At 27.5% G+C, this 13204-nt stretch carries 12 protein-coding genes and 1 other annotated feature (1 of these 13 running past the window's edge); of the genes, 3 read left to right on the forward strand and 9 right to left on the reverse strand.

What is annotated here, in order from left to right; genetic code table 11:
- Nucleotides 1-199: a binding site (T-box leader), on the forward strand (it extends 39 nt beyond the left edge of the window).
- A gap of 63 nt (nucleotides 200-262) precedes the next feature.
- Nucleotides 263-2182 carry a threonine--tRNA ligase gene (gene thrS, locus IC175_RS07930; RefSeq protein ID WP_227433596.1) on the forward strand — a complete coding sequence of 640 codons (1920 nt, stop codon included), beginning with the start codon at nucleotides 263-265 and terminating at the stop codon, nucleotides 2180-2182.
- 248 nt (nucleotides 2183-2430) lie between these two features.
- On the opposite strand, the gene IC175_RS07935 is transcribed toward thrS, so the two are convergent.
- Genes IC175_RS07935 through IC175_RS07945 form a run of 3 tightly spaced genes read right to left on the reverse strand, consistent with a single transcriptional unit; the run spans nucleotide 2431 to nucleotide 4494 of the window.
- The gene (locus IC175_RS07935) at nucleotides 2431-3492 is read right to left on the reverse strand and encodes a DUF4097 family beta strand repeat-containing protein (protein WP_227835838.1); all 1062 of its coding nucleotides are present in this window, start codon (nucleotides 3490-3492) and stop codon (nucleotides 2431-2433) included.
- Nucleotides 3485-4162: a TMEM198/TM7SF3 family protein gene (locus IC175_RS07940; RefSeq protein ID WP_227483083.1), complete on the reverse strand. Its 678-nt coding sequence runs from the start codon at nucleotides 4160-4162 to the stop codon at nucleotides 3485-3487. Before IC175_RS07940 ends, IC175_RS07935 begins: the two co-directional genes overlap by 8 nt.
- Before the next feature lie 11 nt (nucleotides 4163-4173).
- Nucleotides 4174-4494, reverse strand: coding sequence for a PadR family transcriptional regulator (locus IC175_RS07945; RefSeq protein ID WP_227433593.1), 321 nt, complete (start codon nucleotides 4492-4494; stop codon nucleotides 4174-4176).
- A 375-nt stretch (nucleotides 4495-4869) separates the two neighbouring features.
- Here IC175_RS07945 and IC175_RS07950 point away from each other — a divergent pair, with 375 nt between their 5' ends.
- Nucleotides 4870-6207, forward strand: a complete 1338-nt coding sequence (locus tag IC175_RS07950; RefSeq protein WP_227433592.1) for an ATP-binding protein — start codon at nucleotides 4870-4872, stop codon at nucleotides 6205-6207.
- Nucleotides 6208-6658: 451 nt separating this feature from the next.
- On the opposite strand, the gene IC175_RS07955 is transcribed toward IC175_RS07950, so the two are convergent.
- The 5 genes from IC175_RS07955 to IC175_RS19630 all read right to left on the reverse strand — a co-directional run bounded on the left by IC175_RS07955 (nucleotide 6659) and on the right by IC175_RS19630 (nucleotide 10144).
- The gene (locus IC175_RS07955; RefSeq protein ID WP_227433591.1) at nucleotides 6659-7228 is read right to left on the reverse strand and encodes a hydrolase; all 570 of its coding nucleotides are present in this window, start codon (nucleotides 7226-7228) and stop codon (nucleotides 6659-6661) included.
- Nucleotides 7229-7527: 299 nt separating this feature from the next.
- Nucleotides 7528-8790 (reverse strand): MFS transporter, encoded by a 1263-nt coding sequence (locus tag IC175_RS07960; RefSeq protein ID WP_227851400.1) that lies wholly within the window; start codon nucleotides 8788-8790, stop codon nucleotides 7528-7530.
- An 8-nt stretch (nucleotides 8791-8798) separates the two neighbouring features.
- Nucleotides 8799-9032, reverse strand: a complete 234-nt coding sequence (locus IC175_RS07965; RefSeq protein ID WP_227483080.1) for a hypothetical protein — start codon at nucleotides 9030-9032, stop codon at nucleotides 8799-8801.
- Nucleotides 9033-9213: 181 nt separating this feature from the next.
- On the reverse strand, nucleotides 9214-9792 hold the full coding sequence (locus IC175_RS07970) for a TetR/AcrR family transcriptional regulator (RefSeq protein WP_227433588.1): 579 nt from the start codon (nucleotides 9790-9792) through the stop codon (nucleotides 9214-9216).
- Between the two features lie 196 nt (nucleotides 9793-9988).
- Nucleotides 9989-10144: a 4Fe-4S binding protein gene (locus tag IC175_RS19630; RefSeq protein WP_227851401.1), complete on the reverse strand. Its 156-nt coding sequence runs from the start codon at nucleotides 10142-10144 to the stop codon at nucleotides 9989-9991.
- Nucleotides 10145-10619: 475 nt separating this feature from the next.
- On the opposite strand from IC175_RS19630, the gene IC175_RS07980 reads away from it, so the two are divergent.
- On the forward strand, nucleotides 10620-12080 hold the full coding sequence (locus tag IC175_RS07980) for an NADP-dependent glyceraldehyde-3-phosphate dehydrogenase (RefSeq protein WP_227433587.1): 1461 nt from the start codon (nucleotides 10620-10622) through the stop codon (nucleotides 12078-12080).
- Nucleotides 12081-12569: 489 nt separating this feature from the next.
- On the opposite strand, the gene IC175_RS19430 is transcribed toward IC175_RS07980, so the two are convergent.
- Nucleotides 12570-12695, reverse strand: coding sequence for a hypothetical protein (locus IC175_RS19430; protein WP_255606096.1), 126 nt, complete (start codon nucleotides 12693-12695; stop codon nucleotides 12570-12572).
- Nucleotides 12696-13204 lie beyond the last annotated feature (509 nt).

Consider the following 13204-nt stretch of genomic DNA (forward strand, 5'->3'; position numbering starts at 1 on the left):
CACAGAGAATCTGGGTCTATGGCTGAAAACCCATGTAATAGGTCTATTTGAAAACTACCTTGGAGCTGAGCTTATTAGCAATATTTGTTTTACACGATTTGTGAAAGTGCTCGGGTGACTACCTTATAGTCATCAAGAGGGTTGTATATATTTGTATACACCAACTTGGGTGGAACCGCGAATTAATATCGTCCCAAATATATTTGGGGCGATTTTTTATTACAAAAAATTTAAAAATTATCTCAATAAGGAGGAAAAAACAATGATTAAAGTTGCTTTAAAAGATGGTTCAATAAAAGAATTTGAAAATGCTCTTTCTGTTATGGATGTGGCTAAATCCATTAGTGAAGGATTAGCTAGAAATGTGGTAGCAGCATCTGTGAACGGAGAGGTTGTAGGTCTGGACCACATGATAGATAGTGATTGTGATTTAAACTTATTTAAATTTGAAGATAAAGAAGGAAAAGACGTTTTTAGACATACATCAGCACATATGTTAGCTCAAGCTATAAAGAGACTTTACCCAGAAGCAAAACTTGCTATAGGGCCAAGTATAGAGAATGGATTCTATTATGATATAGATTTAGAACATAGATTAGTTCCAGAAGACTTGGAAAAAATAGAAGCTGAAATGAAAAAAATAGCTAAAGAAGATTTAAAAATAGAAAGATTTGAACTTCCTAGAAATGAAGCTTTAGAACTTATGAAAGAGCAAGGAGAAGATTATAAGGTAGAGCTTATATCTGATTTACCTGAAAGTGAAATAATATCTTTCTACAAACAAGGTGATTTTACTGATTTATGTAGAGGACCACATTTACCATCTACTAAAAAGGTTAAAGCTGTTAAATTACAAAGTGTAGCAGGTGCATACTGGCGTGGTGACGAAAAAAATAAAATGCTTCAAAGAATCTATGGAACTTCTTTTGAAAAAAATAAAGATTTAGAAGAGTACCTACACTTATTAGAAGAAGCTAAAAAAAGAGACCATAGAAAATTAGGTAAAGAATTAGGTTTATTTATGATACCTGATGAAGGTCCTGGATTCCCTATGTTCTTACCAAAAGGAATGGAACTTAAAAATGAATTATTAAAATTCTGGAGAGAAATACACAGAAAAGCTGGATATATTGAAATAGAATCTCCAATTATATTAAACAGAAAATTATGGGAGACTTCAGGTCACTGGTATCATTACAAAGAGAATATGTATACAGTTAAAATAGATGACGAGGATTATGCTATAAAACCTATGAACTGTCCTGGTGGATTAATTTACTACAATTCTCAATTACACTCATATAGAGATTTCCCAATGAGAGTTGCAGAACTTGGTAGAGTTCATAGACATGAGTTATCTGGAGCATTACAAGGATTAATGAGAGTTAGAGCATTTACTCAAGATGATTCACATATATTCATGTTACCAGAACAAATCAAAGATGAAATAAAAGGTGTAGCTAATCTAATAGATGGTATTTACAAGACTTTTGGATTTGAATACAATCTAGAATTATCTACAAGACCAGAAAATTCTATGGGAAGCGAAGAAGAGTGGGAAGCAGCTGAAAATGGATTAAGAGAAGCTTTAGAAGAGTTAGGTCTACCATATACTATAAATGAAGGTGATGGGGCATTCTATGGTCCTAAGATAGACTTCCATTTAAGAGACTGTTTAGGAAGAACTTGGCAATGTGGTACTATCCAATTAGATATGCAACTTCCAAGACAATTTGATAATACTTATATTGGACAAGATGGTGAGAAACATAGACCAGTTATGATTCATAGAGTTGCTTTTGGTAGTATAGAGAGATTTATAGGTATATTAATTGAACATTATGCTGGCAAATTCCCAGTTTGGTTATCTCCAACTCAAGTTAAGATACTTCCTATATCTGATAAGTTTATGGATTATGCTAATGAAGTTAAAAAAGTATTATTTGATAAAGGTATAAGAGTTGAATTAGATGATAGAGCTGAAAAAATTGGATTTAAAATAAGAGAAGCTCAACTTGAAAAAGTTCCTTATATGTTAGTAGTAGGTGAAAAAGAAGTAGCTGAAAATAATGTTTCTGTAAGATCAAGAGATAAAGGTGAAATAGGCAGTATTAAATTAGATGAGTTTATAGCTAGTATTTCAAAAGAAATTGAGTCAAGAGAAAGTGTTATTCAAAACTAATATATAAAATAAAGTTAATTGATATATAAAATGTTAACTTGTGTATAGATAGATATTTTCTGTATAGATAAGTATCTTGTGAATAAATAATTATAATTAGAGGCACATTTAGTCATATTTTTTATGATAATGTGCCTCTAATTTTTGCTTATAAGATATAAAGATTTATCTTTGTGTAATTTATATAACTTTTTAATGTATATTATCTTTATGTAGTTTATACAAAGCTTTAATATCGCTATTTTTTGTTAGTTATTTTTTATAATATTTAAATCGGCACTTGTAGTATCCACATACATCTTTGCAGTCCCATTTTTATAAACATATGAATCGCCATCCTGAAGTAATTTAAAACTACTATTTAAATTACCAGAGACCTTACTAAAATCTAAGATAAATCCTGAATTCTCAGGAATATACAAATCAATATCACCAGAAGTAGTATCACATTTGAAAGAAGACAACATTGCACTTGAATTAATTTTTATATCTCCACTAGTTGTCTCAGATTTGATATTGGAAAATTTACCCTCTATATTAACTTTACCAGAAGTTGATTCGCATATAAGATTCTTATTGTCCATATTTTCTAAATCTATATCTCCACTTGTTGTATTTATCTTCAAATCGTCAGTTTTACCAGAAAGTTGAATTTTACCAGATACTGAATTACAGGTAACACTTTTACTATCAAGTTTTTTTATGTTGATATTGCTACTAGTTGTCTCTAAAGTCATTTTGTCAATCTTACCATACATTTCTATATTACCTGAAACTGATTCAATATACGCCATGTTACTTTTAAGATAAGTACTATATATATCTGCTGAAGTAGTAGATACATTTATATTGTTATATAATTTTTCAGGTAAATATAGTTCAAGTACTGTTGATTTTGGAAGTCCAATTCCAATGAAGAATTTTTTTGCAGAATTATCAATGATAGAAAGGGTATTACCATCAACCTTTATTTTTGCAATCTTTTTCCTTGAAAAATTAGAAGGAGCTTTTTGAATTAATTTGATTTTATTAGAATCACTCTTTAAAACTCTAACTTCACCTGAAATCCAGTCAACATCAATATTATTTATTTTATTTGAAAAACTCTCACTTTTAACAGTTATATACTTATCATAATTTTTATTAGAGGATAAAAAACTTTCATTTTTAACTGAACCTTTAATCAAATCTTTGACATCATATTTAGATGAAGTAATAGTATTTGTAAGGAAAATAATAAATATTATAGAAAATACTATAGCCACAATACTCCAAACAATAATTTTTATTTTTAAAAATTTTTTATTCATATTTATCATCATCCTCCGCGTCTTTTAATTGTAGTACACCTTCGACTATATGAATTCCCGCAGCACCTATTATGAATATTATCCATGAAAAGCTCCAAGCATCAAAACATATATTAACAATTAAAAAAATGCCAACTATTATCATCCAATATGCACTCATAAATGATTTATAAGCAAGATTTGTACTTTTAGTTTTTACTCTCCATTCTTTGAATTCTTCTACAATAGTATCATCAGATGGACTATAGTTTTGCTTTGTCATTCCATTGTATACTAATAGACCTGTTCCAACTGCTATTAATATAAACATTGGAAGACTAGCCAGAGTTGGTTGGATACCCAAGTTTACAATTAAAACAGCAGTTAAAAATGGACTTATTATAAAAAGAGCAATTGCTATTGATACTCTCAAAGCTCTTTTTTTTCTTTCTTCAATTAATTCAGAAGACATAAAATATGGTTCTTTAACACTTTCAATTAATTCAGATAAATCTCCAATCCCAGATATTACTGAATTATATGCTTCTTGCTTTGACTTACCATTTTGTATTTGGTCGCTGTATTTTTCTTTTAGATTTTCGAATAGTTCATCTTTAAGTTCTTTGACCTTTCTTGTTTCTTTAACTTCTGTAAAGCTTTGTTCAATATAATCATGTATTTTATCTAACATATTTTCACCTCCTAAATTAATGTGTCTATTAACAATTTTGTATTATCCCATTCTTCACGGCTTTTTTTATATTTTTCTCTACCTTCGCTTGTTATAGAATAATATTTTCTTCTAGCACCAGTAGCCTCATCACCCCAATAAGATGTTATTGCACCAGATTGTTCAAGTCTACGAAAGGCTGTGTATAAGGTTGCTTCTTTTAACTCATACAAGCCTTGTGTTTTTTCTAATATAGATTTATTAATCTCATAACCATAGCTATCTTTTTCAAGTAAATGCTTTAAGATAATTGTTTCTGTATGACCTCTTATCATATCAGATGCGATTTTCATAAACATCACCTCCGTTTAAGTATATAATACTTTTATATACCTCGCCTGTCAATGTATTTCGTGTGATAAAATTTATTTTATTATAATTCTTACAGTTTTATATCGTTTTAGGAGAGAATTACATACTAAATCATATGAAAAACGTACTTTTATAGTTATTTATAGAGAAATGATGTTGTTATTAAATTGGAAGAAGGAAGAATGCTTAAATATATTAGCATATGTAATGATATTATTAAAAAATAAAATAAAATAAAATTCAATTTATTTAGGATAATTCTATCAAGGTATTTACTACATGTGTAGAGTCGTATATAATTAAGTTATATGGAAAATTTTAAAAATTAAATTATTAATACACTAGGAGAAAATATTATGATAAAGTCAAATTTGTTTTGGAATATTTTCATTGCTATGTCTTTTATCATAGAATGGTTTGTTTGTAAAAAAATACTAGATTACACAAGTATACAAAAAATTTCCAATAAAAGAATAAATCTTTACATGATAGGTATTATTATTTTTGCTAATATATTTTATTTCTTTGACGTAATTCCAAATATAAGAGTAATTATATCTGTGATGATTATGATTGCATTTTACAAAATTTCATATAGAGTAAGGCTTACAAAAGCCATACTAATATCTTTAATGTATTGGATGTTGTTAATGGGTATAGATGCTTTGAGCATGTCTTTAACAATTTGGATTAATTCAATAGATGATATGAGCCAAATGTTAACAGAAAATATATATAGAATTGAGTCAATTGTATCTGGAAAGACAATTTTGCTTTTAATTTTATTTTTATATAAGACATTAAAAATAAAATTGAATATAGAAATAAATAAAAAGACATTAACATATGTAATTATACCTATAATTGCCAATATAGCGTCTTTCTTTGCTATTTTTGAATACATATTTAATCCTAAAACTAGTGGTAGTTTAATACATAATTATCAATTACTTATAATCTCTATCATGTTACTTCTATCGAGTATTATCTTGATTTTAGTTGCTAAAAAATTACAAGAATATAATGCATTAATAGCAGAAAATAATATGATTAAAAACGTTTTACACAATAAAAATGAATATTATGAGGATATAGAAAAGAAACATTTAAAAACTAGATTATTAAGTCATGATATGAAAAATCATATCTTATGTATAAAAACTATGGTTAAAAAAGGTATTGATGTTACTTCATATTTAGATGACTTACAGATGGAGATTCAAAGTAATGATATTTTATTTAATACTGGTAATTTTATCTTAGATGCTATATTGAGTGAGAAGAAGGAAGTTTGTGATAAAAATAATATAGAACTTAAAATAGGAATAAATTTTGGTCACTGTGAAGCTATTGAATTAATAGATGTATGTCATATATTTTCAAATATCTTAGATAATGCAATTGAAGCATGTAAAAAAATTGAGGAGGGGAGTAAAGTAATTTGTGTTAAAGGTGATGTTTTACAAAATTTTTATCTTATAAGAGTGGAAAACACTAAAGTAAATGAAATTATCACAAAGAACGGACAAATTGTAACAGATAAAAAAGATGCACTTCATGGTCTAGGAATAAAAAGTATAAAAAATTCTGTAAATAAATATGGAGGAAACGTTGTAATTGAATATGATGATAAAAAATTTGTAGTTAAGATTGCTATACCACTTAGGAATGTAAAAAAAGCAATTAATATATAATTTGATGTGTCATGAGTAAATAATATAATTTTATAAAGATAATAGACTTAATTATTACCTATAAGAATCTATTTAAATTAGTGTGTTATATAGTAAATCATACATATAGTGAGTTGTACATATAGTGAGTCGTACATAGAATGAGTTTTAAAATATAAAGTCTGAGATTTAGAGGTAATGTGGCTGGAAGTAGATAACAGGGGTGGAATCAGTAGACAAAATAACATAAAAAAGAAGTTGCATCGAAAGGAGAAAAACTCTTTAGAGATGTAACTTCTATTGCAACTAAAGTTATGTTATATTGATAAAATCAACAAAACATTTGTATCAACGTAACTGCTTATTAGTGAAACTATTAAATTGATAAATACATAATCAGATACTCTATATAAATAAAGTTGTTCTAGTATTTAATTTGGTTTTATTATACTTACTTTATATGTATGATAGCCTATATTTCCATTTCTGGAATTAGGCTTCTCATAGCCTCTATAGTTGTTTGTATAAGTTTGTCAAGTTCCCAATCAAGCATTTCTGCACCACTTCTTATAACATCTCTAGAACAGCCAGCAGCAAAAGATTTATCTTTAAATTTCTTTTTAACAGACTTTAATTCTAAATCAGATACACTTTTTGAAGGACGCATTATTGCAGCAGCACCAATTAATCCAGTAAGTTCATCTACAGCAAATAAAACTTTTTCCATAAATTGCTCTGGTTTAACGTCTGAGCCAGTCAATCCATATCCATGACTTACAGTAGAATCAATTATTGATTTATCTAAATCAAGTTCAGTCATTAATTCTCTTTGCTTAACACAATGTTCTTCAGGATACATCTCAAAGTCTAAGTCATGTAAAAGTCCAACGATTTCCCAAAATTCTACTCTTTCAGGGTCGTATTCTTTTGCATAATATCTCATAACACCAGATACAATTTGAGCGTGTCTTATATGAAATTCTTCCTTATTGTATTTTTTTAAGATTTCCCATGCTTGCTCTAAATTTGGCATGTAACTCATTACTATCACTCCTCTAGCTGAATATTTTGAATTTTTATAAAGCTTATTTTTCATTGATTATATCAATCAATTTCCAATACGTCAACACACTAATGCATAATTTTGCATTTAAATTCAGAAATTAGTGAAAATTAAAATTTTATCAGTATATATGACACATTCATATATTATGCTACAGTCGTATAGTTTTGTATATTTTGTAAAATTAAGACTAAAATCAAACATCATAATGTATCTATGAATATAAATATTCTGCTTATATTATTTGTAAAAAATACAATTAGAATATAATAAAATCTCTATTTGCTGTACTTAGCACTTTTGTCTTTTAATATTATTTTTGAAATAATTGCTATAAAGAATATAACTATACCAACTCCTATGATAATAATGTAAACTCTATCTGATAATAAATCAAAAAGTTTACCATATATGACCTGACCAAGAGGCATTGCAGCAGCTGTTCCTGCAAAAAGTATCGCCATTACTTTTCCTAACAGTTCATTTGGAGTTTCTAATTGAGTTATTGTTATGGCAAATATTGAAATAATTGTTGTCATGAAAAATATTAACATAGAGGATATTACAAGAATTAAAAATGGTGCTGCCAACCCTGTTTGTAATATAGATGGATATACCGAAAATGCCATTGGAATAAACATCAGTGCACATATACAAAGGTATATATATAAATTACTAATTTTTATATGTTTAGAGAACATGCCAATACTTATAGCAGCTACTAGTGAACTAAATGATATTGCTCCCTGTGCAGTACCATATAAGGTATCATTAGCACCCATTGTTATTTTTATTATATATGGTATACCTACAATTATCATTGAAGTTAAAAAGAGGTTTAATGCCATTGCTATAAATAATATTTTTAATAGAGTAGGATTTTCTTTACATATATGGACAACACCATCTTTTATATCATTAAAGATAGACTTTATGATATTATCAGACTGTTCTTGTTTAACAAAAGGCATCTGAATAAACATTTCCATAATAGCTGATAAAAAGAAGCTTATACAACTGATAATTACAATAGCATTAACTCCAAGAATTCCATATAAAACACCACCTAGTACAGGTCCAGCGATATTTGTAAGAGATGCAACTCCAGCTACGACACCATTTGCATTCATTAAATTTTTACTATCAACTAGGATAGGTGTACTCGACTGAACAGTGGGTTGATACATCGTACTTATTATTGAAAGTATAGTCATGATAATTCCTACAATCAGTATTGAACCTTTATTGTTAAATAAAAATAATGCTAAGACTAGAACAGTTAAACTACTTGAAAAATCAAAAATAACCATTAAATTTCTTTTATTAAATTTATCTGCAATAGCTCCACCAATAGGGGAACATATTATAATTGGAATTGAAGATACTGCAAGTATCGTAGCAAATATTCCTGCTTTTCCTGTCATATCAAGTATGTACAAGGATAAAGCGAATTTAAGTATTGAGGCACCAAACAGTGAAATTATTTGACCTAATACCATTAAGTTGAAGTTTTTGTTGAAAGTATTTAGTGATTTTGTCATATATACACCTACCTATCTAAGATTATTAAAACATTTATAATAATTGTTATAACAGCAATTACTACTAGAAGTTTTCTTTTTATTTTAATTCCTAACACTATTAAAAATATAGCAAACATTATAGATAGAGTAGAGTAGAAAGGCATAAGTTCACTACTAGGGTCTACAAGTTTTGTATGTATGTTTAATTTTTCATTTATTTTATATATAATATCGTTTAGTTTTTGTATTAGTTCAATCATATGGACTCTCCCAAAAGAATTTTAAAGGAATTTTAGCAGAAAAACAAAATTTATTATTTTTGCTGTGTAATTCACTTAATTTGTCTATTTAATTTATTTTATAATTAACTATTCTACTAGTTACATATTCTACATAATCATTTATTTTACTTATATAATCTAGTAAAATTAGCACATCATATTATTCAAATATATCATCTACAAGATTCTCTATCATGAAATCGAATACTTCAAAATAGTTATATCCAATATCTTCTTTTAACAATAGACTTGATAATAGAGCATTACAAACACCAAAGGCTTTTTCTTTATCTATTTTTAGTTTAAAATCATACTTTTCAATTAAATCATAGAAGCTTTGTATATTGTTATGTTCAAGCTTTGAAACCATGTCTTTAGGTAATTTGTTTAAAAAAGCAATAGAATCATGATCTCTGGGAGCATATAAAAATGGATTTTTATCATATAAGCGATATAACATCTTTAAAGATGCTACAAATCCTTCTTTTGTAGGCATACTATTCAAGATTTCGTATAGTGATGATATAAGTCTATTTTGAATTCCATTTAATACTTCAAAAAATAACTTTTCTTTTGAATCAAAAAATGTGTAGAAAGAGCCTTTTGCAATTCCTGCCTTTGAACAAAGCTCATCAATATTAGTTTTTTTATATCCATATTTAGACCAGTGGTTTTCACATTCTAAAATTAATCTTTCTCTTATATTGTTTTTTTCAACTTCTGTAAAGCTTTTAGCCATATTTATCAATCCTTTCCATAAGTATGTATATGTATGACTTAAAATATTTTTTTAGTCATACATATATAGTATTGTCCATTTATGAATTTGTCAAGCATGATTTTGTTAACAAACAACGGTTTTTTGCTACAATCTGCAAGTAGTATTATAGTAGAGGCAGTTATATGAAAAGAGCCAATAGCCATAAGGAATGACCTTATAGGTTATTGGTTCTATGTATGTGCATTTGATAACTGGCATATTTAATTGTTTTACAGGGGCATACTTTAGCACATAATCCGCAAGAAATACAATCATCCCAAACTGTGAAATATTTATCATTGCATGAACAGTTCTTTATATAACGGTCCATTATTTTATGAAAAAGTGTGTTTACTAAAAAATTGGATTTTGGATAGCTTTTTATTTCTTTTCGTGATGTTTCTTTTTTAAAACAGAATAGTGTTCTGTTTAAATTATATCACATAGGTAGATTAGGGTCAATAATTAACAAAATAATGTTCTTTTAATTGTATAATATGTTCTATTATTGCTGACATTATGATATGTGTAATTATATCTTGTAAGAAACTTAAGTATGAAATGATGAGGAATTATTTAAAATAAAAATACATTAAAATAAGTACTTAAACTACAGAGACATATTAAAAAATAGGTATTTAAATTAAAAAGCTACTTCTAATTAAAACGGTATTTAAAATACAAAAAATAAGGATTACAAAATTTTTTTTAAAGGTAAACGTTTATGAGAAAAAGAAATGTTTACATAACAAATAAATGGCTATAATTTAAATACATAATGTTATATCAGAGAGAGGAATAAAAATATGTTTAATGAACTTAAAACCGAAGAAAATGTATATAAAAATTTAATAAATGGGAAATGGGTAGAATCCAATTCAAAAAAACCAATAGAAATTTACTCACCAATAGATAACTCACTTGTTGGAAAAGTACAATCTATGACAAAGCATGAAGTAGATGAAGCTATTAAAAATACAAAAGAAAGTATAAAGGTATGGGCTGATATGCCTGTATACAAGAGGGCTAATATATTTCATAAAGCAGCTGACTTATTGCTAGAAAATATGGATGAAATAGCTAATATATTGGTACTTGAAATAGCTAAAGATATAAAATCTGCAAGAGCAGAAGTTGAAAGAACAGCAGATTTTTTGAGATACACAGCAGATGTAGGAAAGAATATGGAAGGTGAGGCTATTAGTGGTGACAATTTCCCTGGTGGAACACGTAATAAGATGTCTTATGTTTCAAGAGTTCCGTTGGGTACTGTTTTAGCTATATCTCCATTTAATTATCCTGTAAATTTATCAATGTCAAAAATTGCACCAGCACTTATTGGTGGAAATGCAGTTGTCCTAAAACCTGCTACACAAGGAGCTATTAGTGCACTTCATTTAGTAGAAATTATGAGAAAGGCTGGTATACCAGATGGTGTACTCAACACAATTACAGGTAGAGGTAGTGAAATAGGAGATTATGTTGTAACTCATAAGGGAATCAACTTTATAAATTTCACTGGTAGTACTGAAGTTGGTCAACATATATCTAAAATATCTAAAATGGTTCCGTTATTATTGGAACTTGGTGGAAAAGATGCTGCTATTGTATTAGAAGATGCCGACTTGGATTTTGCAGCTAAAAACATAGTAGCTGGAGCTTACTCATATTCAGGTCAAAGATGTACGGCAGTAAAGAGAATTTTGGTTCAAGATAGTGTGGCTGATAAGCTAGTTGAAAAAATAAAACCGTTAGTAGAGAAGTTAACAGTTGGGAATCCAATGGATGAAGTAGTTATTACACCTCTTATAGATAACAAATCAACTGATTTTGTTCAAGGATTAGTGGATGATGCATTGCATAAAGGGGCTAAATTAATAACAGGTAATGTTAGAAAAAATAATTTATTTTATCCAACATTATTGGATAATGTAAGTGTTGATATGAAAATTGCTTGGGAGGAACCTTTTGGACCAGTACTTCCAATTATAAGAATTAAAGATATAAATGAAGCAATTGAGATTGCTAATCAATCAGAGTATGGGCTTCAATCATCAGTATTTACAAGTGATATTGATAAGGCTTTTTATATAGCTGATAAGCTTGAGGTTGGTACTGTTCAAATAAATAATAAGACTGAGAGGGGACCAGACCACTTCCCATTTTTAGGGGTAAAGGCATCTGGAATGGGAACTCAAGGCGTTAAGTATTCAATTGAGGCTATGACTAGACCTAAGGCAGTAGTAGTAAATGTTAAGGGTCTGTAGATTATACTAGTAATATTGGATAGAGTGGAGAAATTAATTTTTTCCACTTTATATTTTGATTTTTAAAGCTTTATATAGCTCTAGAAAATAATGAAGTTTTAATCAGGATATAGATTTTGTATAAATTATATAGATATAAAAAAGGTTCACTCTAATTAGGGTGAACCTTTTTTCTCCTCTTTTTAGAGAAAGAACTAAAACTAATCCAGATATTGCAGTAGGGCAATATTTAATATAAATATCATAATAATCTTCAATATGGATTTGTATGAAAAGAATAAGTATTATATGAATTATTAATGTCAAAATAATTATATTTGTTAGTATATTTCCATTTCTAACTTTTTTATTTAGCTTGAATTCATCAACTTTATTTTTCATAGATATCTGTGATAAATTTTGTCTATGAGATGTTAGAGTGTGGTTACACTTGGGGCATATAGTTGTAGTATCATCAAACTCTAAATCACAGTTTTTGCAATACATAAGCTATGACTTCTTACCCATGTCCATATCTGAAGATTTTGCACACATATCATATGAATTTGCTGTTGTTGCTACAAAAAAAGTAGTTGCTAGTGTTAAACTTAATACCTTTGATTTAGTTTTTTTCATTTGTTTTCCCCCTCAAAATATATTTAATTAAAGTTATAAAATTCTTGAAATTATAACTAGAATTCAATGTTTTTATCTGTGATATTATGATTCGAATAAGAGTTATATAAAAAGATTAGATGATTAATTTAAGAGTGGTAATTTAATGGATTTTATTCTATATAAGTAGTATATCAGAAAAAATAAAACTATATCACTGAAAAATAAAAAAATACATATAAATAATTTAATATAATGATTTCTTATTGTAGATATATCCATTTTATTTTCCTCCTCAATCTTTATTCTAAAATTTTAACAAATATACAGGTTACATACTATTAATCTCACTATGTTTTTTGTCAATGTTGAGTTGCATCCTTGTAACAGCAAGTATTTCATATAAGTTTTATTATTCAATAAAGTAACTTAAAGTTATGAATTTAAGAAAAATTTAATATCTAAGTATGGTGCAGAGTATAAAATTAAATGTAGGTCTAAATTAGATGATTCTATCTCTTTATTTTATA

It is taken from the genome of Clostridioides sp. ES-S-0123-01 (assembly GCF_020658415.1).
Taxonomy (GTDB): Bacteria; Bacillota; Clostridia; order Peptostreptococcales; family Peptostreptococcaceae; genus Clostridioides.

Bases quoted from the DNA above. Each gene is read 5' to 3' on its own strand.
- IC175_RS19630 (WP_227851401.1), bottom strand. From the start codon at position 10,144: ATGGACCGTTATATAAAGAACTGTTCATGCAATGATAAATATTTCACA.
- IC175_RS07955 (WP_227433591.1), bottom strand. From the start codon at position 7,228: ATGAGTTACATGCCAAATTTAGAGCAAGCATGGGAAATCTTAAAAAAA.
- IC175_RS07965 (WP_227483080.1), bottom strand. From the start codon at position 9,032: ATGATTGAACTAATACAAAAACTAAACGATATTATATATAAAATAAAT.
- IC175_RS07945 (WP_227433593.1), bottom strand. From the start codon at position 4,494: ATGAAAATCGCATCTGATATGATAAGAGGTCATACAGAAACAATTATC.
- IC175_RS07980 (WP_227433587.1), top strand. From the start codon at position 10,620: ATGTTTAATGAACTTAAAACCGAAGAAAATGTATATAAAAATTTAATA.
- thrS (WP_227433596.1), top strand. From the start codon at position 263: ATGATTAAAGTTGCTTTAAAAGATGGTTCAATAAAAGAATTTGAAAAT.
- IC175_RS07970 (WP_227433588.1), bottom strand. From the start codon at position 9,792: ATGGCTAAAAGCTTTACAGAAGTTGAAAAAAACAATATAAGAGAAAGA.
- IC175_RS07940 (WP_227483083.1), bottom strand. From the start codon at position 4,162: ATGTTAGATAAAATACATGATTATATTGAACAAAGCTTTACAGAAGTT.
- IC175_RS19430 (WP_255606096.1), bottom strand. From the start codon at position 12,695: ATGAAAAAAACTAAATCAAAGGTATTAAGTTTAACACTAGCAACTACT.
- IC175_RS07935 (WP_227835838.1), bottom strand. From the start codon at position 3,492: ATGAATAAAAAATTTTTAAAAATAAAAATTATTGTTTGGAGTATTGTG.
- IC175_RS07950 (WP_227433592.1), top strand. From the start codon at position 4,870: ATGATAAAGTCAAATTTGTTTTGGAATATTTTCATTGCTATGTCTTTT.
- IC175_RS07960 (WP_227851400.1), bottom strand. From the start codon at position 8,790: ATGACAAAATCACTAAATACTTTCAACAAAAACTTCAACTTAATGGTA.